We start from the raw sequence: 19,470 nt of genomic DNA, 5'->3' as shown, positions 1-19,470 counted from the left end.
CGGCGTCGCGGTGTGGTCCCTCGAGCCGGTCGCCGACGCCCTTTTTACCCGCTCCGTGGAATGTGCTCGCATGGGATATCGCGTCGTGGACGTCGACGCCGTCGAACCGGAACCGGACCGCCCCTGCGAGTGTCGAAAGCTGTCCGAACCGGGAGGGCTCGACGCCGCGGCGATCAACCGGTTCCGGGCGGCGCCCGGCGAGCAGCTGCCGCTCGCGTACCACCACCACGAGACCCAACAGGAGGCGTTCTACGTGCTCGATGGAACGCTCGCCGTCGAGACGCCGGAGCGAACCTACGAGGTCCCGGCGGACGACCTGTTCGTCGTCGACCCCGAGAGCCCGCAGCGCGCGTACAACCCCGCCGACGCCGACGGCCCGGTGACGGTGCTGGCCGTCGGTGCGCCGCCCGCCTCGGGAGACGCCGTGCCGTACGACCCGGACGACGCCGGAGCCGACGACGATGAGTGAGAACGCGACCCCCGGCGAGGCACCTCGCCGCGACCCCGAGGAGCTGCCGGCGGCGATCCGCGAGGCGGTGCCCGACTACGACGACGAGTACCTCGACCGCGTCTCCGACCGGCTGATGTACAGCTACGACCTCGACCGCGACGTCGTCGTCGACGGCGAGCGGTTCGAGATGACCGCGGAGATGCGGGTGCGCAACCAGAAGCAGTTCCTCCACCCGGCGCTGAGCTACGCGGACCACGACCTGATGGAGTACGTCTTCGCCCGTCGCGTGTCGACGCCGAGCGTCGCGGCGGTGGAGCGGCTCGTCGAGTTCGCTCACGACGTCGCCGACGAGCGGGTCGACGCCCACGAGGAGCACTACGGCACCGACGTCACCGTCGTCCTCGTCGCCGACCGGATCCCGGACGACGTCGCCGCGTTCGTCGACGGGTTCCGCGACCGCACCCTGTTGAAGTTCGGCTACTACGGCCACTACGAGGTGAACCTCGTCGTCGTCGCCCCGGAGCGAGAGGCGCTCGTCGCCAGCGAGAGCGCCGACACCGCCGCCGCCTTCCGCCTGTGGGAGCGGGTCGAGCAGCCGGACGAGGGGTTCTTCTCGCGGTTCGCGAAGCGCTTCTGGCGGTGAGGAGTCACCCGGGCAGCGGCGCTCTCGGATCGAGCCCGGTCGAAAAAAGCGGAACGCGGAGTCAGTCGTCGCTCGGTTCGGCCGCCGGCTCGCCGCCGCTCCGCACGCTCGTGATGTTGCCGTAACCGATCCACACGAGCGACAGCGCGAGGTAGATGAGGACGAACGCGAGCCCCATCTGAACGACGGCGGATATCTGTCCGCCGAGTCCCGTGACGCCGCCCTGGATGAGCTTCTGATAGAGGTTGTCCCACAGCGCGACCCACGACAGCCCGAGCACGGTGATCGTCACCATGATCGTCATCGGCACGCCGGTCGAGACGAGCTGCTTGGACTCGTCCCAGTTGGCGAGCCAGACGGTCGCGGCGAGCAGCGCCAGCGCCGCGAGCAGCTGGTTCGCGCCGCCGAACAGCGCCCACAGCGTCACCCACTCGCCGGAGATGACGAGCAGGTACGCGACGAGCGACTGGACGATCGGGTTCGTGTACCGCCCCTTCGCGAGGCTGCTGAGGTCGGTCGAGAAGCCGGTCGTCGTCCCGCTTCCTCGGGTCCCGACGATCTCCTCCATCATGTACCGCCCGAGCCGCGCGGCGGTGTCGGTCGAGGTGAGCAGGAAGCTCACCAAGACGAGCGCCATGAACGGCGCACCGAAGCTCTGCGGGATCCCGAGGCTGGTGAGGATGATCCCGCCGCCGGTCGCGAAGTTGGGCAGCGCGCCGCCGATGCCGCCGCCGGCCGCCGCCGTGGTCGCGCCGGCCACCGCGAGCGTCGAGATCGCGACGGACGCGAGCAGGCCCTCACCGAGCATGCCGCCGTAGCCGATGAGGCGGGCGTCGCTCTCCTTGTTCAGCTGCTTGGCCGTCGTCCCCGACGACACCAGCGAGTGGAAGCCGCTGATCGTCCCGCAGGCGATCGTGACGAACAACAGGGGGAACAGCGGCGTTATCCCTCTGGTCTCGATCGCGAGGTCGCTGCCGAAAAAGCCCATGTACGCCCCGATCGAGGGGTCGATGGTCAGCGGCTGGGCCGAGGTGCCCAGCAGCGTCCCGACGATGATCGCCAGCAGCGCCCCGCCGACGCCCGAGTACAGCAGGAACGACGACAGGTAGTCCCGCGGCTGGAGCAGGACCCACACCGGGAGCGCGCTCGCGAGCGTCGCGTACACGAGGATCACCGGCACCCACGCGGCGACGTTCGGCTGGAGGATGGCGCTGGTGCTCACCACCGCGCCGGGCAGCCAGGCGCCGTTCCCGAGGAACTCGAAGAGGACGATGGTCCCGGCGGGGTAGACCCCGGTCTCGACCGCCGGGAACAGCGCGAGCGGGTACTGGATCCCGAGCCAGACGCCCGCGAACACCCCGGCGACGAACACGACCGTCCCCGGGAGGAACGGGCCGTCGAGCTGGTAGAGGTAGACGCCGAACGCGAACGCCAGCGCGATGTACACCAGGCTCGCGGTCGCGGCCGACGGGAACGCGTTCAACACGATCCCGACGACCAGGGCGAACACCGCCACCACGAGGATGATGGTGAGGAACGCGAACCACAGCAGCATGTTCTTGCCGCGCTCACCGACGTACTCGCCGATGATGTAGCCGATCGACTTCCCCTCGTGTCGCATCGAGCCCGAAAGCGAGATGAAGTCGTGAACGGCCCCCATCAGCGGGTTGCCGATGGCGACCCACAGAAGCGCCGGAACCCAGCCCCAGATGGCTCCGGCGGTGATCGGGCCGACGATCGGCGCGCCGCCCGCGATGCTTGAGAAGTGATGCCCCAGTAACACCGGCTTCTTCGCCGGTACGTACTCCTGGCCGTCCTCGTACTTGTGTGCCGGCGTCTCCCGGTCGTCGTCTATCTCGACGAACCGAGAGAGGTACCGCGAGTACCCCACGTATCCCACGGTGAACGTACTGAGCACGGCGACGACGATCCAAATTACACTTGTCATAAGTCCCTGCCTCGTGGTATCGATTCACCATGTCAGACTTAAACGTTACTTTCGTTCATGATATTCGAGGTGTATACGGGGAGACCGACCGAACTCACCGCCGGAACACAGTTTTTTTTCTCCACACTCCCCGGTAAAATTCGCACTAATCGGTCGCCGATACCCCTCGCGCGCGCTCATGACGGGGCGCGCTCCGGATTCGAGCCCCTACGGCTCCACGTCCAGCGACGCGGCGACGTCGGCTAGCACGTCCCCGCGGACCTCGGTGGTGCGCGACTCTATCTCGGCGACGAGCGGTGGGTCGAACCCCTCGCGGACCTGCGAGAGGCGGTCGCGCTCGGTCTCGACCTTCTCGCGGAGGTAGCGCGCGCCGCGTCCCGTCTCGTCGTCGTCGGGCGACGGCGTGAGCTTGTTCGCCACGAGCCCGCGGACGCGCAGGTCGCGGTCGGTGAACTCCTCGATCGCTCGCGCCGTCTCGTTGACGGAGAGCTGGTCGGGGTTGAACACGAGGAAGAAGGCGGCGTCCGACCGCATCGTCTCGCCGGCGAACTCGAAGAACTCCTTGCGCTCCCGGAGCCGCTCGATCACGGGGTCGCCCTCCAACAGGCGCCGCGGCTCCGCGTCGCCGATCGCGGCCTTCTCGAACAGGTCTATCGACTGCTTCCGCTTGTACAGCAGGCGGTCGATCCAATCGCCGAGGAACTCGGGCAGCCCGAGCAGCCGCAGCGTCGACCCCGTGGGAGCGGTGTCGAACACGACGCGGTCGTACGGCTCGCTCTCCGTGCGCATCACGTCGACGAACGCGTCGAACAGCGCCGACTCGTACGCGCCCGGCGTCCCGTGGGACATCTCCAGCTGGCGGTTGATCTCGGAGACCATCGCCGCCGACACCTGCTCGGAGAGCGACTCGCGGATCTCGTCGAGGTGCCGCTGCATCTCGTCTTCCGGGTCGATCTCCATCGCGTCCAGCCCGTCGACGCCGTCGACCGACTCGGGCTCGTCGCCGAACCGCTGGTCGAACACGTCCGACACCGAGTGGGCCGGGTCGGTGGAGACGACGAGCGTCCGGGCGCCGTCGCGCGCGCAGCGGTAGGCGTACGCACACGAGACGGTGGTCTTCCCGACCCCGCCCTTCCCGCCGAAGAAGACGAACTGCTCCCCGTCGGCGGAGGCGTGAAGCTCCGTCATCAGAAGTGGTACTGCTGGCCCTTCCGCTCGATGAGGCTGTCGCGGTCCCACAGCCGCCGCTCCCACGCCTCGAACTCGTCTTCGAGGTACGGCAGCAGCTCGGCGGTGTAGTACGACACCGGCGACGGGACCCCGAACGCGTCCGGGAAACACGCCAGCATGAACTCGTCTTCGGTGTCCTCGGCCTCCTTCTCGATCTTCTCGTAGGCCGGGTGCGTGATCATCCCGTGGTACAGGCCTCGGAGCCACTCCTCGAGCGCGGCTCGGAACGCCTCGATCCGGTCGGCTACTGTCATTATTCCTCATGACGACGCTCCGGCGTTAAAAGCTATCGCGGCCGGGTCGTCGAGACGCCGATCCGCTGTCAGTCGCCGGGGCGCCGATCCGCGGGCGGGTCGCGCGCGGAGCGCGGGGCGTCAGGCGAAGCTCCCTCCGAGTTGGGCGTCAGGCGAAGCTCGCTTGTAGTTGTGCGTCAGGCGGAGCTCCCTTCGGTGAGCTCCCCCGACGCGTCGTCGGTCTCGGCCTCCTCGGCGTCGCCCAGCTCCGGTCGGTCTCCGTCGTCGGGACTCGGGCTGTGGATGTCGCTGCCGAGCGCTCCCCAGACCAGGTACAGCATCGCGGCGACCATCAGCACCGTCATCGTGACGCTGACCAGCGACACGGCGGAGGCGGACAGAACCATGTCCCGAGTTCGACGACCGCAGCCTATCAACGTATCGGCTCGGGCCGGCCCGGGGCGGGTCCGAGGAGTCGCTCGCTTCGGCGCGCCGCCCGGGGGTTGAATAGCGTCGTGTCCGATCCGGCCGTATGGACGACCGCATCCCAGTGACCGTGCTCTCGGGGGGCCTCGGCGCGGGCAAGACGACGCTCCTGAACCACCTCCTGCGGAACGCCGGCGACCGCGACCTCGCGGTCCTCGTCAACGACATGGGCGACGTCAACGTCGACGCGGAGCTGATCGCCGAGGAGTCCGAGGTCGGCGTCGGCGGCGTCACGGAGCTGTCGAACGGCTGTATCTGCTGCGAGCTACAGGACGACCTGGAGTCCGCCGTGGTCCGTCTCGCCGAGAACCGGTCGTTCGACGCGCTCGTGGTCGAGTCGTCCGGCATCTCCGAGCCGGCGCCGGTCGCGCGGCTGTTCACCGCCGAGTCGCGCGCGGCGGCCCGCTACCGGGTCGACGCGCTGGTGACCGTGATCGACACGCGGCAGTTCCTCGACGCGTTCGCTGGCGACGGGGCTCCGGAGCGGCGCGTCGACCCGGACGCCGGCGACGCGAACGGCGGGGACGCCGACCGACCGCTCTCGGACCTCCTCGTCGAGCAGGTCGAGGTGTCGAACCTCGTGGTGTGTAACAAGGCGGACCTCTGCACCGACGCGGAGGTCGACGAGGCGGTCGAGCTTGTGGGGGCGCTCCAGCCCGGCGCGGAGACTGTCGTCACGGAGTTCTCCGCGGTCGACCCCGACCGGCTCCTCGACGTCGGGCTGTTCGACGAGGGCGAACTCGGCGACCTCCCGGGCTGGAAGCGCGCGCTCGCGGACGACCACCACGGGGACGGAGAAGACGACCACCACGGGGACGGAGAAGACGACCACGCCGACCACCGCCACCCCGACGAGGTGTACGGCGTCACCTCCTTCACCTACCGCCGCCGCCGCCCGTTCCACCCCGACCGGATCGCCGCCGTCCTCCGCGACCTCCCGTCGGGCGTGGTCCGCTCGAAGGGGACGCTGTGGGTCGCCGGTACGGAGCAGCGCCAGCAGGTCGGGCAGGCGGGCCGGTCGGTCCGGGTCACCGCGCTCGGTCCGTGGATCGCCGGCGTCCCGTCGGTCGAGCGCGACATGCTCCGCTCGAACCGCCCCGGCCTCGACTGGGACGACGAGCGCGGCGACCGCCGGACGGAGTACGTCGTCATCGGCACCGAGGTCGACGAGGACGCCCTCGTCTCGCGGCTCGACGACGCGCTGTTGACCGACGCCGAACTCGCGGAGCTCGGCGACCCGGGCGTCGGGGACGACCCGGCCGACGCCGACCCCGCGCCGTTCCCGACCGAACAGGGGAGCGAGGTCGCGCTCCGGGAGCCGTAGGGCCGTTGCGAAAAGGAATCGGTCCGCCGTTCAGCAGGCGCAGCCGCTCCCGGCCGCGCGCTCGAAGCGCATCGCGTCGCCGCAGTCGGGGCAGGTCGGCGTCCCCTCGGCGTCGCGATCGAGCCCCTCGTCGTCGACGTCGACGTCGCGGACGCGGACGCCGCAGTCGTCGCACCAGTACGCCCCCTCGGAGCCGTCGTTCCCCGCGGTGCCGGGCGCCTTCTGCGTCGAGCTCGCCAGCGCGTCGGTCACCGTGTCGAAGATGCCCATACCGTAATTATCCGCATCGATCATCTTAGTCTCTCGGTGTCGTGCGATCGATTCGCACAGCCGCCTCGCGGCCCCGAGTCGCCCGCGCCGCTCGGCTCCTCACAGCAGCGGGAGCGTGAGCGCGACGAAGACGATCACCAGCCCGATACCGGCGTACAGCAGCCGCTCGAACCGGAGGCCGACCGGGAGCGTCCCGGCGTCGGCGGGCGGCGCCGACCGGACGAGCTGTCGGTACGCGAGCCACGCGACGCCCGCGAACCCACCCGCCGACGCCGCGAGCGCGACGGGCAGCGACAGCCCGTACGCGAGCCCGTAGAGCGGCCCGAACGAGAAGACGAGCGTGAACGTCAGCCCCGCGGTCACGAGGAAGGGGACCGGGTCGATCGGCTCGCCGCGGCGGTTGCGGAGGCGGGGCGCTCCGACCATGACCGCCGTACGTCCCGAACGGACAAGAGCTAAGTGGCGCACACCCGCCAGTCGGCGTATGAGCGCCGAGGGGAGCGGTGAGGAGAGCGGCGAGGAGGACGGCCCGGGAGTCCGCGAGGGCGTCGAGCGCTCCTCCGGGGACCCCAAGGTGTTGCTCACGATGAACGCCGTGCTCTCGACGTGGTTCGCCTGGATGGTCGTCTGGGGACTCGACTTCCTCGGCGCGGCGTCGCTCACCGCGGTCAACGTCGCGACGCTGGCGATAATTCTCTTCGGCGTGACGTACGTGGTCGCGCTCCGGTAACGGTCCACCCGCGTCGCGTCGGTCTCTCGCCCGCCGACCGTGCGATTCGCCACATTTTAAGCCCGTTCCGGTCGGGATTCCGGACAATGACGATCGAAGACCGAGACGACGCGTACCTCATCACGCACGCGCTGGCGACGGACACCCTCTCGCGGCTGCGCGACGTCGAGACCGAGCAGGTCGCGTTCCGAAAGGGCCTGGTGAAGCTCGGCCGCATCTGCGGCTACGAGATCATCGACGGCGCCATGGAGACCGAGTACGTCCCGGTTCAGACCCCGCTCGAGGAGACGACGGGCGAGCGCGTGAAGGGGCTCGACGACGTGGTGATCATCAACGTCCTCCGCGCCGCGACCCCGTTCGTCGAGGGGCTGTTGAAGGCGTTCCCCCGCGCGAAGCAGGGCGTCATCTCCGCCGGGCGCGACGAGGCGGCCGGGATGACCGCGGACGGCGAGTTCCCGATCAGCATCGACTACGTGAAGCTCCCCGAAATCCGACCCCGAGACACCGTGATCGTCGCGGACCCGATGCTCGCGACGGGGTCGACGATGGTCGCCGTCCTCGACCACGTCCTCGACGAGGCCGACGACTTCGAGGACCTGTTCGTGCTCTCCGCGGTCTCGGCGCCCGCCGGCCTCGTCCGCGTGAGCGAGGCGGTCCCCGAGGCGGACCTGCTGACCGTCGCCATCGACGACCACCTCGACGACGACGGGTTCATCGTCCCCGGCCTCGGCGACGCCGGCGACCGGGCGTTCCGGACGGTCTAAGCGGCCGCGTCCCCGCCCGGGCGCCCCGACTCCGTCGACGTACTTTTAAGAGCCGTCGCCGCGACCGGTACGACATGAGCGACGCGCCGACGACCGAGCCGTGCGACGCCTGCGGCGACGCCACGACGGACGCGCTCGCGCGCACCGTCCGGCTGAGCGTCGACCGGGCGAACATCGACACCCAGCGCCTCTGCCCCGACTGCTTCGCCGACTGGATCCAGCGCTACCAGGACCGCCTCGGCTCCGGCGGCGACGAGGGCGACGAGAGCTCGGAGATCATCGTCGACTGAGGCCCCCGGCCGGACCGGGGAGATCCCGCGACCGGCCGAACACCTTCGTTTCGGGCGGCAACGTCCGTTCCGACCGCCCGTCTTAAGCCGCGGCGGAACGGAGTTCGACGTAATGGACCTCGCCATCGACGCCGCGGCCCCGGCGGCGCCAGACTGCGCCGCCGACGGGACGTGGCTCGCCTGTATCGCGTGCGACGAGACGTTCGCGCCGTTCGAGGCGGTTCGGTACACCTGCGACGACTGCGACGGCCTGCTCGAAGTCCGGTACGCCGACCCGCCGACGTTCGACGAGTTCGGCGCGGGCGCGCCCTCCGACGGCCCCGACCGCGGCGTCTGGCGCTACCGCGAGGCGCTCCCCTTCGACCTCGGCGTCACCCTCCCCGAGGGCGACACCCCGCTCCACCGCGTCCCGCGCATCGAGGAGGCGGTCGGCGTCGACGCGCTCCGGATCAAACACGAGGGGATGAACCCCACCGGCTCGTTCAAGGACCGCGGGATGACCGTCGGCGTCCGCGTCGCGAAGGAGCTCGGCGTCGGCGCGCTCGCGTGCGCCTCGACCGGCAACACGTCGGCCGCGCTCGCCGCGTACGGCGGGCGCGGCGACATGGAGACGCTCGTCCTCCTCCCGGCCGGGAAGGTCGCCGCCGGGAAGGTCGCGCAGGCGAGCCTCCACGGCGCGCGCATCCTGGAGGTCGACGGCAACTTCGACGCCTGTCTCGACATCGTCCAGGAGCTCGCCGCGCGCGGCGAGGCGTACCTGCTCAACTCGCTGAACCCGTTCCGCCTGGAGGGCCAGAAGACGATCGGCTTCGAGGTCTTAGAGGAGTTCTACGCCGATTACGGCGCGTTCCCGGACCGGATCGTCCTCCCCGTCGGCAACGCGGGCAACACCTCGGCGCTGTACAAGGGGTTCCGCGAGCTCGTCCAGTCGGGCGCGCTCGCCGTCGACGAGGTCCCCAAGCTCACCGGGGTCCAGGCCGAGGGCGCCGCGCCGATGGTCGAGGCGATCGAAGAGGGGAACGACGAGATCCGGCGCTGGGAGGACATCGAGACGCGCGCGACCGCGATCCGCATCGGCAACCCGGTCAACGCTCCGAAGGCGATCCCCGGCATTCGCAACACGAACGGCACCGCCGTCGCCGTGAGCGACGACGAGATAACCGCCGCGCAGCGCCACCTCGCCAGCGAGGGCGTCGGCGTCGAGCCCGCGTCCGCGGCGAGCCTCGCCGGCCTGAAGAAGCTCCGGCGCTCCGGCGTCGTCGACGACGACGAGCGGGTCGTCTGCCTCACCACCGGCCACCTCCTCAAGGACCCCGACGCCGCCTACGAGGCCGGCGGCGATCCCGAGCCCGTCCCGAACGACGCCGACGCGGTCCTCGACCACATCAGAGGGTAACCGCCGACTGCGGCTTCGGATTCGGATCCGGACTCCGATTCGTGCTCGGCGCCCACGCTTGACGCTCGACGTTCGACCCTTGACCCTCGACGCTCGGGCGTCCCACCGCGCCGGGCCAGCTATCATATACACAAGCACATACACAAACACGAGATGCCAACGAAAACGATCGGCGTCCGCGAGGAGGTGTACGAGCGGCTTCGCGCCCGGAAGCGCGACGACGAGAGCTTCACCGACCTCATCGATCGGCTGATCGACGAGAGCGAGGGGGACTGGCGCGACGGGTTCGGGTCGCTGTCGACCGCGGAGACCGACTCGCTCCGCGAGGCCGCGAGGCGGTCGCGGGAGCGGTTCGACGAGTCGGCGGGCACCCGACAGGCCGCGGCGATCGATCGGATGGCGGACGCGGGCGACGACGAGCCTCCGGACGGCGGCGCTGCCGCCGACACGAGCGACGACGGCACCGACGCGAACGATGTCGATTCCGATGAGACGAACGACGCCGACGGAGGATCGGCGTGACCCGGTACCTGCTCGACACCACGCTCCTGATCGACTACCTCGCCGGTACCGACGCCGTTCGGGAGTTCCTCGAAGCCCACGAGGACGGCGAGTTCGCGACGACCGCGATGAACTACAAGGAGGTCGCGGTCGGGCGGCGCCTCGACGGCGACTTCGACCCCGAGCGGCTCGCAGCCGCGTTCGCGTGGCTCGACGTGGTGCCGATCACGGGCGAGCACGCCCTCGCGGCGGGCGCGTTCGAGGCGGACCCGTACCGCTCCGACGACCACACGAGGCGGGCCGTCGACGCGGCGACCGCGGACCTGCTCATCGCCGGAGTCGCCGACGCGGAGGGAATGACCGTCGTCGCGCGGACCGTCGACGACTTCGAGCCGTTCGTCCCGGTCGCCGCGTACTGACCCCGACTACTCGTCGGGCCGCTCGTCGGCGCCGTCCAGCGTGATCTCGGTGATCTCCACGATCCGGTCGTCCGCGAGCAGCGTCTCGATCGCGGCGTCGGGGACCGCCGAGTCGAGGTTGTAGACGGTGAGCGCCTCGCCGCCCTGCGTCTCGCGGCCGTTGAACATCCCGGCGATGTTCACGTCGTGGTCGCCGAGGACGGTCCCGATCAGCCCGATGACGCCCGGCTCGTCGGTGTTGCGCGCGACGAGCATGTGGCCGTAGGGGACCGCGTCGACGCGGAACCCGTCGATCCGGACGATGCGGGCGTCCTCGCCCGCGAACAGCGTCCCCTCGACCGCGATCTCGTCGTCGCCGTTGCGGACGGTGACGCGGACGAGGCTCTGGAAGTCCTCGGTCTGTCGGGTCTTCGACTCGGTCACCTCGATGCCGCGCTCCTCGGCGAGCCGCGGCGCGTTGACGGCGTTCACCTGCCACTCCAGCGGCTCGAAGACGCCCTTCAGCGCGCTCGCGGTGACGAGGTCGACGTCCTCCGCGGCGATGTCGCCCTCGTAGGTCGCCTCGACCTCGGTGATCCGGCCGTCGAGCAGCTGCGCGGCCACCTTCCCGGCGGTCTCGGCCACGTCGATGTACGGTTCGATCCGCGGGAACGCGCTCTCGTCGACGGAGGGGGCGTTGAGCGCCGTCAGGACCGGCTCGTCGTTGAACGCTGCCAGCACCGCCTCCGCGGTGTCGACCGCGACGTTCTCCTGGGCGGCCTCCGTCGAGGCGCCGAGGTGCGGGGTCAAGACGATGTCATCGACGTCGAGCAGCGGTGAGTCCTCGGGGAGCGGCTCCTCCGCGAAGGAGTCGAGCGCGGCGCCCGCGAGGACGCCGTCGTCGACCGCCGCGGCGAGCGCGTCCTCTTCGACGATGCCGCCGCGGGCGCAGTTGATCAGGTAGCCGCCTTCGAGTTGAGCCAGCTCGGCCTCGCCGATCATCCCCTCCGTCTCGGGGAGGAGCGGGGTGTGGATCGTCGCGAAGTCGCCGGCCGCGAGCGCGTCGTGGAGGTCCTCGACGAGCTCGGCGCCCATGCGGTCGGCGCGCTCCTCGGAGATGTACGGGTCGTAGACGACGAGGTCCATCCCGAGCGAGTCGAGCCGCTTCGCGACCTCCTGGCCGACGCGGCCGAGGCCGACGATGGTGAGCGTCTTGTTGTTCACCTCGGTGCCGAGGAACTCGCCTTTCGCCCACTCGCCGTCGACGAGTCGCCCGTGCGCCTGCGGGATCGAGCGCGCGACGGCGAACGTCATCGCGACGGTGTGTTCGGCGGCGGCCCTGACGTTGCCGTCGGGCGCGTTCGCGACGATGACGCCGTGGTCGGTGGCGGCCTCGATGTCGATGTTGTCGACGCCGATGCCGGCGCGGCCGACGATGACGAGGTCGGAAGCCGCCTCGAAGACGGCCTCGTTCACGTCGGTTCCGGACCGCACGATCAGCGCGTTGGCGTCGGCAACGGCGTCGAGCAGCGCGTCGCCCTCGGCCTCGTAGTCGGTAACGACCTCGTGGCCGGCGTCTCGGAGTCGGTCCAACCCCGGATCCGCGATGGGGTCGGTCACGAGTACCTTCATGTCGAAACGGACCCGCGGCGCGGGGTTAACGCTTTCCGAATCGCGCCGTTTTGCCGCCCGGTCGGATCCGCGCTCGTGAATATCGATCCCCCTTTCGTCGACGGAGAATGCGCGTTCGTGGGTACCCTCGCCGGTGGTGGCCCTTTTATACCCGCCGCACGTGACGGCACGGAGTTCACGATCGCGGTCGCCGGCGCCGAGAGGCACGCGCTCCGCGGCTCCCGGATCGGCGTCCCGACCGACGCCCGCGGTGACCGCACACACATAACCCAACATACATGAGCCTCGGACGGGTCCCACGAGGTACGTTTCCGATCATGATGAGCCGTTGGACGTGTGGCCGGTGTGGGTTCGTCGCGTGGACGCGGGACCGCTCCGAGATGCGCGAGGTGACAGGATCACACCTGATCGCGCACCACTCGGACGCGCTCTCCACGTCCGACTTCCGCGTCAGCTGGGACTGCCCGTACTGCGCCACCGCCAAGACCGCCTACGACACGGACGGCGCGGTGGCCGAGTTCGAGGCGCACCTCCACGACCACGTGACCGACCGCGTCGCGGACGGCGTTCACGTCGCCGATCACGTCGACTGGAACGGCGTCGTCCGGGTCGACGCCTCGGCCGTCGGCGACGAGGCCGACGCGCTCAGGGCGCACTTCCACGGCGCCGCCGGGCTCGTCGTCGCCGTGACGCCCACGCCGGAGCGGCTGGTCCGCGCGCTCGACGAGCGACTCTCCGCGTGGCCCCGCCGGACGGTGATCGTCAGCACCGGCGAGTACGACTTCGAGGCGACGCCGGACGTCGACTTCGCGGGCGTCGACGTCGAAATCGTCGAACTCGATCCCCGGCTCTCTCCCGACGACGTCGGTGAGACCGTCTCGCGCATCCTCGACGCCAACCACGAGCCGGGCGAGCGCGTCTCGCTGGAGGTGAGCGTCTTCGGCCAGATCGTCGCCGCCTTCGACGTCGAGCGCGCGGTCGCGTTCGTCCGCATGCTCGCCGCACGCCTCGTCGACGCGGGAGGCGTGTTACAGCTGTACGTCGACGCCGACGCGGACCGGAACGTCGCCACGGTCCTCAACTTCCTCGACGAGACGATCGACCTGACGGTCGCGGTCGACGACGACCGGTTCGTCCGTCGGTCGTAGTCGCGGCGCCCGACGCCCCCCGCTGACCCGTCTCCGCTACCCCTCGTTACGCTCCGTGTAGTCCGCCGGCCAGCGGACGTACACGTACTCGACGTGCCGGTCCGCGGCCGTCTCGACGACCGCGCGCTTGAACCGTCGCAGCACCGCTCGAGCGCGCTCGCGGGCGTCCTCGGCGGCGGTCTCGTCGCTCGCGAGCTCCCGGAGCCTCCGCTCGACGTCGACGCCGAGGGCCGATCGGTTGTCGTCCGTCGCGTCGCTCTCCGCCCCGACTCCCTCGTCTGACTCGTTCGCGACGATCCGCGGCAGGTACGCCGCCGCGAGGTCCGCCACCAGCCGGTCGCGGTGGTCGAGCGCGTCGATCAGCCACTCGACCGAGGCCGACCGGTCGGTCGCGGTCGGGTCCGCGGCCTCGATCAGTTCGCAGCACAGCCACGCCGCGTACCGCCGCGTTTCGGCGTCGATGCTCGCTCCCGCCTCGGCCGATGCGCTTCCGCCCGCCCCGCTCCGGTCCGCTCCGCTCTCCTCGGCCCCGATCTCGTCCGGTCCGGGTCGCTCGCTCGCCGTTCGCTCGGCGGCGACCGCGCGGAACGCGGCGAGCGGGCCGTCGCCATCGAAGGGGCGCTCCGTCAGGAGCCGGTCGCGCACGTCGCCCGCCGACACCGCGCCCGCCCTCGCGATCACCGTCGTAATCGACGCCGCGGCGGCCCGACGAACCCGCTCCGCGGGGTCCCGCAGCGACCCGATCAACACGCCGGCGGCGTCCCGCCGGTCGAGCGCTCCGAGCCGGCGGACGACCGTGAGCCGGAGCCGCTCGTTCCCTCGCCGCGCCGCGAGCGCGAGCAGCTCCGTCGCGTCGTCGCTGTCCATCGCGACGAGCGCGTCGGCCGCGGCGCCGCGAACGAGGTCGTTCGGCGCGTCCACCAGCGGGCGGACGGCGTCGACCCGCTCGCCGCCGACGCGGGCGTATCCCCTGACGGCTCGGGCTCGGACCCGCGCGTCGCCGTCGTCGAACGCCTCTCGGAATCGGGGCGCGTCGCCCTCGTCCCCGACGACGGCCAGCCCGGTCGCCCCGACCATCCGGTACGCGGCCCGGTCGTGCTCTACCCACCGGGCGAACGCCTCGGCGACCCGCCCCCGCGTCGCCCGTCTGCCGTCCCCCGTGCCGCCGGCGCTCCGCCGTTCGGCGATCCGCCGCGCCAGCCGGTCGACGTGGTCGTCATCGTGGAAGTACAGCGACTCGATCGCCGCCGCACGGACCGCCTCGTCGGGGTCGTCGAGGGCGGCCCCGAACAGCGCCTCGACGATCCGATCCTGCTCGGCGCTCATCGAGCCGGAGGGGTTGCCGAGCGCCTCGGCCGCCTCGCGACGCGTCGACGCGTCGAACCGCCGGCCGAGTCGCGCCAGCATCGGGGGGCCGTCGCCGCGGTCGCTCCGCTCGGCGGCGCTGGCGCTGCGATCGCCGCGTTCGGCGCCGCCGGCGCTCCCCGCCGACTCCGCGGTCTCCTCGGTTCCCGGCCCGTCGTCCATCTGTGAATCGCTCACCGATCCGGTACGTTAAACGTACGCCCGCGGCTATCACCGGTGAGAATTCGCCCCGTCCCGCGAGCCGGAGCCCGTCACTCGAGTTCGAACTCCCGCACGGTCTCGTACTCCGGGCCGGACGCGGTCAGCGTCGATTTCATCAGTCGGACCTCGTCGACCGAGCACGACCCGACCTCGACCTCCCCGTCGTCGAGCGCGTCCCGGACCGCCTCCGCCCCGGCCGCGTTCTCCACTCTGGCCAGCGTGACGTGCGGCGTGAACGCGTGGTCGGCGGGATCGACGCCGAGCGCGGTCGTCTCCGCCTCGAGGGCGCGGTGAAGCGCGGTGAGGTCGTCGCCGCCGCGCTCGATCCCCGCCCAGACGACGGACACGTAATCTCGGTTCGGGAAGACGCCGAGACCGCCGACCGCGCAGTCGAACGGCGCGACGCCCGCGCGGTCGACCGCCCGCTCGCCGGCGGCGATCACGTCGTCGAGGGCGGAGTCGTTCGGGCTGTCGTCCTCGTCGCCCCTCGCGACGTCGCCGAGGAACTTCAGCGTCACGTGCGCCTGCTCGGGATCGACCGGGTTCACGCCGTGGGCGTCCGCGAACGGGGCCTGTGCCGCCGCGACGCCGGCCGCGAGGGACTCCGGGAGGTCGACGGCGAAGAACGCGCGCATCTCGATTGCGGGGTCGGCCCAGCGACGGATACGGCTTGGGGTGGCCGAGCCGGCAAGCCACACGTAAATACTCCCGTATCAGTCCGGCACCAAACCCACCACGGGCGCGGTCGTAGTCACCGTCGATGGCCCCCACCGACTCCGCGCGGCCGGAATCGACTCCGGAGCGTCGGACCCCGGAGCGTCGAGCACCGAGCGTCGTCCGCCTGGACGACGGCCGCCGGATCGCGTACGCGACGTACGGCCCTCCAACCGGCGATCCGCTCGTCTTCTTCCACGGGACACCCGGGTCCCGCCGACTGGGGGCGCTCCTCGAACCGGCGGCGCAAGCGAACGACGTCCGCGTCATCGCGCCCGACAGGCCCGGCTACGGTCGGTCCTCGCCGCACCCGGGCCGGACCGTCGCCGACGCCGCCGCGTCCGTGCGGCCCGTCTTGGACGACGCGGGCGTCGAGAGTGCGCCTCTCGTCGCGTTCTCCGGCGGGGCTCCCTACGCCCTCTCGACGGCGGCGACGGCGGGCGAGCGGGTCACCGGCGTCGACCTCGTCGCCGGGGCGACGCCGCCATCTTTCACCGACGACACGCCGGCGGTACAGCGGTTGCTGACCGGCCTCGCGTCCGCGACGCCCTCGGTCCTCGGGGCGCTGTTCCGCGGACAGGCGTGGGTCGCGGACCGGGCGGACCCGTCGTTCGTGGTCGGGCAGTACGCCGCGGACGCGGACGCCGTCCCCGACGACGTCGCGGCGACGGTGAAAGCGGACTTCCTCGCGGCGTTCGAGCGTCACCGGAGCGGCGCGGTCACCGAGTTCCGCGACGCGGGGGCCGACTGGGGGATCGATCTCGACGCGGTCGACATCCCGGTGCGCCTGTGGCACGGGACGGCCGACGCCAACGTCCCGATAGCCGGGGCGGAACGACTGGCCGAGGCGCTCCCGACCGCCGACCTCCGCGCCCTCGACGGCGCGGACCACCTCGGGACGCTCCTCCGGGCTGCTCCCGAGGCGCTGGCGCGTCCCGGTTGACCGCTCCGGCCCGCTCCCCCTCCCTGTCCCCGCTGACCGCTCCGGCCCGCTCTCCCTCCCCGTCCCCGCTGACCGCTCCGGCCCGCTCCCCCTCCCTGTCCCCGCTGACCGCTCCGGCCCGCTCTCCCTCCCCGTCCCCGCTGACCGCTCCGGCCCGCCCCACGTCTCGAACCCGTGCCGAACCCGCGCCGAACCATGCGGATTGATGTGTGGGAGGGTCGAACGGCGAGCGACCGCCGAATGAAACGGATCAGGTTCTCGGCCGCCTACCCGGAGCGGCTCCGCCACCCCCTCCACCGATCGATCGTCGGCGAGTCCCCGATTTCGCGCGCGGAGCTGCTGATGTGGAGTCCGACGGCGGACGCGACGACGCTGCTCTGGTTCGACGGCGACCGCGACGCGACGACCGCCGCCGTCGAGGCGCTCGACTCGCTGGTCGCGAGCAGCCTCGTGAGCGACGCGGACGGGACCTACGCCTTCCTCCGACAGGACGAGTACGAGTTCCCGGCGGCCCTCCTCGACACCGTCGCGGCGTCGCGGGTGATCTTCCTCCCGCCGGTCGTCTTCCGCGAGTCGGGCGACGTGCGGTTCGAGGCGGCGGGCGCGACCGCGGCGCTCAGCGCGTTCCACGACGACCTCGCGGCCCTCGCGGACCTCACCATCGAGCGGGTCCACGAGTTCGAGCGCCGGCGGACGCCGTCGCGGCTGACCGACCGACAGCGCGCGGCGCTTGAGACGGCGGTCTCGGTGGGGTACTACGAGGTGCCCCGCGAGGGGACCGTCGCGGACGTCGCGGCCGCGCTCGACTGCGCGACGAGCACCGCCGGCGAACTGCTCCGCAAGGCGGAGGCGGCGGTCGTCGAACGCGCCGTCGAGTCGGCGTGACGGCGTCCGCCGCGAGGGAGCAAACCGCGGCTACAGCCGTTCCCGAAGCGTGTCGGCGGTCGCGTCGCCCACGCCGTCGACGTCGGTGAGGTCGTCCCGGGAGGCCTCGCGAACGCTCTCGACCGACCCGAACCGCCGGAGGAGCCGGCGGCGAGTCTCGGGGCCGACGCCGGGCACGTCGTCGAGGACCGTCGCCACCTCGTCGCGGACGGTCTGGTGGTAGGAGACCGCGAAGCGGTGCGCCTCGTCGCGCACGCGCTGGAGCAGGTGGAGCTCGGGGGCGTCGTCGTCCCAGCGGCGGGTGCCCGTCGGGGTGACGACCAGCTCCTCGGCCTTCGCGAGCGCGACGACGGGGGGGTCCCACCCGGTCTCCGCGAGCGCGTCGCGGGCGGCCCCCAGCTGCCCTTCGCCCCCGTCGATCAGGAGGAGGTCGGGGTCGGGTCGGTCGTCCTCGCCGGCGAGCGCGCGCTCCGCGCGCCAGCGGATCAGCTCGCGCATGTTGGCGTAGTCGTCGTTGCGCTCGGTGAGCTTCTTCCGGCGGTAGTCCGCGGTCTCGGCGCTCCCGTCGACGAAACAGACGTCGGAACCGACCACGGCGGTCCCCTGCGCGTGGCTCACGTCGAACCCCTCGATCCGCTCGGGGCGGGCGATCCCGAGCCGGTCCCCGAGCGCGCCCACCGGGTCGTCGCGGCCGCCGCGCTTCCGGGCGTTCTTCAGCGCGAGCTCGACGAGTTTCGCCTCGCGGCCGGCGCCCGGGACCCGGACCGCGACGCCCTCGGCCTCCAGCCAGTCGACCACGTCCGAGTCGGACGGTCGCTCCGCCAAGAGGACCGCGTCGGGGAACTCGCGCTCGGCGTAGTACTGCGCGAGGAACGCGGCGAGGACGGCGGCGGGGGTGTTGGCGTCGGCGGAGTCGCCGCGGCCGTCGTCGCCGGTCGATCCCCCGTCCACCGCCGCCGCGTCGAGCCGGTGTCGGCTCCGGTCGACGAGCTGGCCGCGCTCGCTGTGGAGCCGGGCCACGCGGGCCGTGTCGCCCTCGACCGCGGCCGCCAGCACGTCGACGGTGCGGTCGTCGGTGCGGTCGCTGACGGCCTCGCCGCCCTCGCCGTGGAACGCCTCGACGGCTTCGAGCCGGTCGCGGAGGTTCGCGGCGCGCTCGAACTCGTTCGCCTCGGCCGCCGCCTCCATCCGCCGCCGCAGCGGGTCCGCGAGCGCGCCCGTCTCCCCCTCGAAGAAGCGCCGCGCGGCGGCGACGTCCTCGGCGTAGTCCTCGGGCGATATCTCGCCGGTGCACGGCGCCGAGCAGATGCCCATCTCGTAGTCGAGGCAGGGGCGGTCGCGCCCGTCGTACTTGTGGTCCGAGCAGCCGCGGAGGCCGTACACCTCCCGCACCGCCTTCACCACGGTCTCGACGCGCCCCACGTCGGTGAACGGACCGTACGCGACCGCGCCCGCCTCCGGATCTCGAGTCACCTCGATCCGGGGCACCTCGTGGTCGGAGAAGGCGACCAAGGGGTACGACTTGTCGTCCTTCAGCCGGACGTTGTACCGGGGACGGAGCCGCTTGATGAGGTTCGCCTCCAGCAGCAGCGCCTGCGTCTCCGTGTCGGTGACCGCGAACTCGATCCGGTCGGCGCGCTCGACCATCCCGCGGATCCGCCCCGAGCGGGGGTCCGCGTACGACCGCACCCGGTCCCGGAGGTCGAGCGCCTTCCCGACGTACAGCGTCGTCTCGCCCGCCCGGAACTGGTAGACCCCCGGCTCGGTCGGGAGGTCTCGGGCCCGCTCGCGCACCGCGTCGGCGTCCATCGCTCTCGGACCGACGTAACCGCCGAACGCGTTTGAACGCTGCGGGCCGCGGCCTCCCTCCGGCTCACCGTCCCCCGAGACCCGCCGTCACCCCCGATTATCAGTTGCG

22 protein-coding genes are annotated in these 19,470 nt (G+C 71.6%); 12 read left to right on the top strand and 10 right to left on the bottom strand.

What is annotated here, in order from left to right; all coding sequences use genetic code 11:
- Positions 1 to 70 precede the first annotated feature (70 nt).
- A complete protein-coding gene (locus tag EXE45_RS10165) occupies positions 71 to 469 on the top strand; it encodes a cupin domain-containing protein (protein ID WP_137694252.1) in 399 nt (132 codons plus the stop codon).
- Positions 462 to 1,094: a hypothetical protein gene (locus tag EXE45_RS10160; RefSeq protein WP_092919298.1), complete on the top strand. Its 633-nt coding sequence runs from the start codon at positions 462 to 464 to the stop codon at positions 1,092 to 1,094. The genes EXE45_RS10165 and EXE45_RS10160 overlap by 8 nt, the downstream gene beginning before the upstream one ends.
- A 61-nt stretch (positions 1,095 to 1,155) precedes the next feature.
- Here EXE45_RS10160 and EXE45_RS10155 read toward each other — a convergent pair whose 3' ends face one another.
- From EXE45_RS10155 to EXE45_RS10140, 4 genes are all read right to left on the bottom strand, one after another.
- Complete coding sequence (locus tag EXE45_RS10155) at positions 1,156 to 3,042, bottom strand: carbon starvation protein A (RefSeq protein ID WP_092919300.1); 1,887 nt, start codon at positions 3,040 to 3,042, stop codon at positions 1,156 to 1,158.
- 207 nt (positions 3,043 to 3,249) lie between these two features.
- On the bottom strand, positions 3,250 to 4,230 hold the full coding sequence (locus EXE45_RS10150) for a TRC40/GET3/ArsA family transport-energizing ATPase (protein WP_092919302.1): 981 nt from the start codon (positions 4,228 to 4,230) through the stop codon (positions 3,250 to 3,252).
- The gene (locus tag EXE45_RS10145; protein WP_092919304.1) at positions 4,230 to 4,526 is read right to left on the bottom strand and encodes a hypothetical protein; all 297 of its coding nucleotides are present in this window, start codon (positions 4,524 to 4,526) and stop codon (positions 4,230 to 4,232) included. The genes EXE45_RS10150 and EXE45_RS10145 overlap by 1 nt, the downstream gene beginning before the upstream one ends.
- Positions 4,527 to 4,702: 176 nt before the next feature.
- Positions 4,703 to 4,912: a hypothetical protein gene (locus tag EXE45_RS10140; protein WP_137694251.1), complete on the bottom strand. Its 210-nt coding sequence runs from the start codon at positions 4,910 to 4,912 to the stop codon at positions 4,703 to 4,705.
- A 125-nt stretch (positions 4,913 to 5,037) separates the two neighbouring features.
- Between EXE45_RS10140 and EXE45_RS10135 the strand changes: the two genes are divergently transcribed.
- Positions 5,038 to 6,315 carry a GTP-binding protein gene (locus EXE45_RS10135; protein ID WP_092919308.1) on the top strand — a complete coding sequence of 426 codons (1,278 nt, stop codon included), beginning with the start codon at positions 5,038 to 5,040 and terminating at the stop codon, positions 6,313 to 6,315.
- Between the two features lie 30 nt (positions 6,316 to 6,345).
- On the opposite strand, the gene EXE45_RS10130 is transcribed toward EXE45_RS10135, so the two are convergent.
- Positions 6,346 to 6,585, bottom strand: a complete 240-nt coding sequence (locus EXE45_RS10130) for a hypothetical protein (RefSeq protein WP_137694250.1) — start codon at positions 6,583 to 6,585, stop codon at positions 6,346 to 6,348.
- A 99-nt stretch (positions 6,586 to 6,684) separates the two neighbouring features.
- On the bottom strand, positions 6,685 to 7,011 hold the full coding sequence (locus EXE45_RS10125) for a hypothetical protein (RefSeq protein ID WP_137694249.1): 327 nt from the start codon (positions 7,009 to 7,011) through the stop codon (positions 6,685 to 6,687).
- 58 nt (positions 7,012 to 7,069) lie between these two features.
- Between EXE45_RS10125 and EXE45_RS10120 the strand changes: the two genes are divergently transcribed.
- The 6 genes from EXE45_RS10120 (at position 7,070) to EXE45_RS10095 (ending at position 10,685) form a co-directional block, all read left to right on the top strand.
- Positions 7,070 to 7,315: a hypothetical protein gene (locus EXE45_RS10120; RefSeq protein ID WP_137694248.1), complete on the top strand. Its 246-nt coding sequence runs from the start codon at positions 7,070 to 7,072 to the stop codon at positions 7,313 to 7,315.
- An 86-nt stretch (positions 7,316 to 7,401) separates the two neighbouring features.
- Complete coding sequence (gene upp / locus EXE45_RS10115) at positions 7,402 to 8,079, top strand: uracil phosphoribosyltransferase (protein WP_092919316.1); 678 nt, start codon at positions 7,402 to 7,404, stop codon at positions 8,077 to 8,079.
- A 74-nt stretch (positions 8,080 to 8,153) separates the two neighbouring features.
- Positions 8,154 to 8,369, top strand: coding sequence for a hypothetical protein (locus tag EXE45_RS10110; RefSeq protein ID WP_092919318.1), 216 nt, complete (start codon positions 8,154 to 8,156; stop codon positions 8,367 to 8,369).
- Between the two features lie 112 nt (positions 8,370 to 8,481).
- Positions 8,482 to 9,765 carry a threonine synthase gene (thrC, locus tag EXE45_RS10105; protein WP_137694247.1) on the top strand — a complete coding sequence of 428 codons (1,284 nt, stop codon included), beginning with the start codon at positions 8,482 to 8,484 and terminating at the stop codon, positions 9,763 to 9,765.
- A 153-nt stretch (positions 9,766 to 9,918) separates the two neighbouring features.
- Positions 9,919 to 10,287: an antitoxin VapB family protein gene (locus EXE45_RS10100; protein ID WP_137694246.1), complete on the top strand. Its 369-nt coding sequence runs from the start codon at positions 9,919 to 9,921 to the stop codon at positions 10,285 to 10,287.
- Complete coding sequence (locus EXE45_RS10095) at positions 10,284 to 10,685, top strand: type II toxin-antitoxin system VapC family toxin (protein WP_137694245.1); 402 nt, start codon at positions 10,284 to 10,286, stop codon at positions 10,683 to 10,685. Before EXE45_RS10100 ends, EXE45_RS10095 begins: the two co-directional genes overlap by 4 nt.
- 6 nt (positions 10,686 to 10,691) lie before the next feature.
- Here EXE45_RS10095 and serA read toward each other — a convergent pair whose 3' ends face one another.
- Positions 10,692 to 12,296, bottom strand: a complete 1,605-nt coding sequence (gene serA / locus EXE45_RS10090; protein ID WP_137694244.1) for a phosphoglycerate dehydrogenase — start codon at positions 12,294 to 12,296, stop codon at positions 10,692 to 10,694.
- A 317-nt stretch (positions 12,297 to 12,613) separates the two neighbouring features.
- Between serA and EXE45_RS10085 the strand changes: the two genes are divergently transcribed.
- On the top strand, positions 12,614 to 13,444 hold the full coding sequence (locus tag EXE45_RS10085; RefSeq protein WP_092919330.1) for a hypothetical protein: 831 nt from the start codon (positions 12,614 to 12,616) through the stop codon (positions 13,442 to 13,444).
- Between the two features lie 36 nt (positions 13,445 to 13,480).
- Here the strand turns inward: EXE45_RS10085 and EXE45_RS10080 are convergent, their stop codons facing one another.
- Entirely contained in the window at positions 13,481 to 14,971 is a 1,491-nt protein-coding gene (locus EXE45_RS10080; protein WP_137694243.1) for a HEAT repeat domain-containing protein, read from the bottom strand.
- An 89-nt stretch (positions 14,972 to 15,060) separates the two neighbouring features.
- On the bottom strand, positions 15,061 to 15,645 hold the full coding sequence (gene thpR / locus EXE45_RS10075) for an RNA 2',3'-cyclic phosphodiesterase (protein WP_137694242.1): 585 nt from the start codon (positions 15,643 to 15,645) through the stop codon (positions 15,061 to 15,063).
- 125 nt (positions 15,646 to 15,770) lie between these two features.
- Here thpR and EXE45_RS10070 point away from each other — a divergent pair, with 125 nt between their 5' ends.
- Together EXE45_RS10070 and EXE45_RS10065 are read left to right on the top strand one after the other, a co-directional pair.
- Positions 15,771 to 16,667, top strand: a complete 897-nt coding sequence (locus tag EXE45_RS10070; RefSeq protein WP_092919336.1) for an alpha/beta fold hydrolase — start codon at positions 15,771 to 15,773, stop codon at positions 16,665 to 16,667.
- 240 nt (positions 16,668 to 16,907) lie between these two features.
- Positions 16,908 to 17,552: a helix-turn-helix domain-containing protein gene (locus EXE45_RS10065; protein ID WP_092919338.1), complete on the top strand. Its 645-nt coding sequence runs from the start codon at positions 16,908 to 16,910 to the stop codon at positions 17,550 to 17,552.
- A 30-nt stretch (positions 17,553 to 17,582) separates the two neighbouring features.
- Here the strand turns inward: EXE45_RS10065 and EXE45_RS10060 are convergent, their stop codons facing one another.
- Positions 17,583 to 19,361, bottom strand: coding sequence for an excinuclease ABC subunit C (locus EXE45_RS10060; protein ID WP_137694241.1), 1,779 nt, complete (start codon positions 19,359 to 19,361; stop codon positions 17,583 to 17,585).
- Positions 19,362 to 19,470: the final 109 nt, after the last annotated feature.

Source organism: Halorubrum sp. SP9 (assembly GCF_005435015.1).
Classification (GTDB): Archaea; Halobacteriota; Halobacteria; order Halobacteriales; family Haloferacaceae; genus Halorubrum; species Halorubrum sodomense.
Note: the sequence above shows the minus strand (reverse complement) of the source record. Positions and strands in the feature narration are given on the sequence as shown.

Coding starts and splice junctions, on each gene's coding strand:
- EXE45_RS10165 (WP_137694252.1), top strand. CDS start 71: ATGGGATATCGCGTCGTGGACGTCGACGCCGTCGAACCGGAACCGGAC.
- EXE45_RS10160 (WP_092919298.1), top strand. CDS start 462: ATGAGTGAGAACGCGACCCCCGGCGAGGCACCTCGCCGCGACCCCGAG.
- EXE45_RS10155 (WP_092919300.1), bottom strand. CDS start 3,042: ATGACAAGTGTAATTTGGATCGTCGTCGCCGTGCTCAGTACGTTCACC.
- EXE45_RS10150 (WP_092919302.1), bottom strand. CDS start 4,230: ATGACGGAGCTTCACGCCTCCGCCGACGGGGAGCAGTTCGTCTTCTTC.
- EXE45_RS10145 (WP_092919304.1), bottom strand. CDS start 4,526: ATGACAGTAGCCGACCGGATCGAGGCGTTCCGAGCCGCGCTCGAGGAG.
- EXE45_RS10140 (WP_137694251.1), bottom strand. CDS start 4,912: ATGGTTCTGTCCGCCTCCGCCGTGTCGCTGGTCAGCGTCACGATGACG.
- EXE45_RS10135 (WP_092919308.1), top strand. CDS start 5,038: ATGGACGACCGCATCCCAGTGACCGTGCTCTCGGGGGGCCTCGGCGCG.
- EXE45_RS10130 (WP_137694250.1), bottom strand. CDS start 6,585: ATGGGCATCTTCGACACGGTGACCGACGCGCTGGCGAGCTCGACGCAG.
- EXE45_RS10125 (WP_137694249.1), bottom strand. CDS start 7,011: ATGGTCGGAGCGCCCCGCCTCCGCAACCGCCGCGGCGAGCCGATCGAC.
- EXE45_RS10120 (WP_137694248.1), top strand. CDS start 7,070: ATGAGCGCCGAGGGGAGCGGTGAGGAGAGCGGCGAGGAGGACGGCCCG.
- upp (WP_092919316.1), top strand. CDS start 7,402: ATGACGATCGAAGACCGAGACGACGCGTACCTCATCACGCACGCGCTG.
- EXE45_RS10110 (WP_092919318.1), top strand. CDS start 8,154: ATGAGCGACGCGCCGACGACCGAGCCGTGCGACGCCTGCGGCGACGCC.
- thrC (WP_137694247.1), top strand. CDS start 8,482: ATGGACCTCGCCATCGACGCCGCGGCCCCGGCGGCGCCAGACTGCGCC.
- EXE45_RS10100 (WP_137694246.1), top strand. CDS start 9,919: ATGCCAACGAAAACGATCGGCGTCCGCGAGGAGGTGTACGAGCGGCTT.
- serA (WP_137694244.1), bottom strand. CDS start 12,296: ATGAAGGTACTCGTGACCGACCCCATCGCGGATCCGGGGTTGGACCGA.
- EXE45_RS10085 (WP_092919330.1), top strand. CDS start 12,614: ATGATGAGCCGTTGGACGTGTGGCCGGTGTGGGTTCGTCGCGTGGACG.
- EXE45_RS10080 (WP_137694243.1), bottom strand. CDS start 14,971: ATGGACGACGGGCCGGGAACCGAGGAGACCGCGGAGTCGGCGGGGAGC.
- thpR (WP_137694242.1), bottom strand. CDS start 15,645: ATGCGCGCGTTCTTCGCCGTCGACCTCCCGGAGTCCCTCGCGGCCGGC.
- EXE45_RS10070 (WP_092919336.1), top strand. CDS start 15,771: ATGGCCCCCACCGACTCCGCGCGGCCGGAATCGACTCCGGAGCGTCGG.
- EXE45_RS10065 (WP_092919338.1), top strand. CDS start 16,908: ATGAAACGGATCAGGTTCTCGGCCGCCTACCCGGAGCGGCTCCGCCAC.
- EXE45_RS10060 (WP_137694241.1), bottom strand. CDS start 19,361: ATGGACGCCGACGCGGTGCGCGAGCGGGCCCGAGACCTCCCGACCGAG.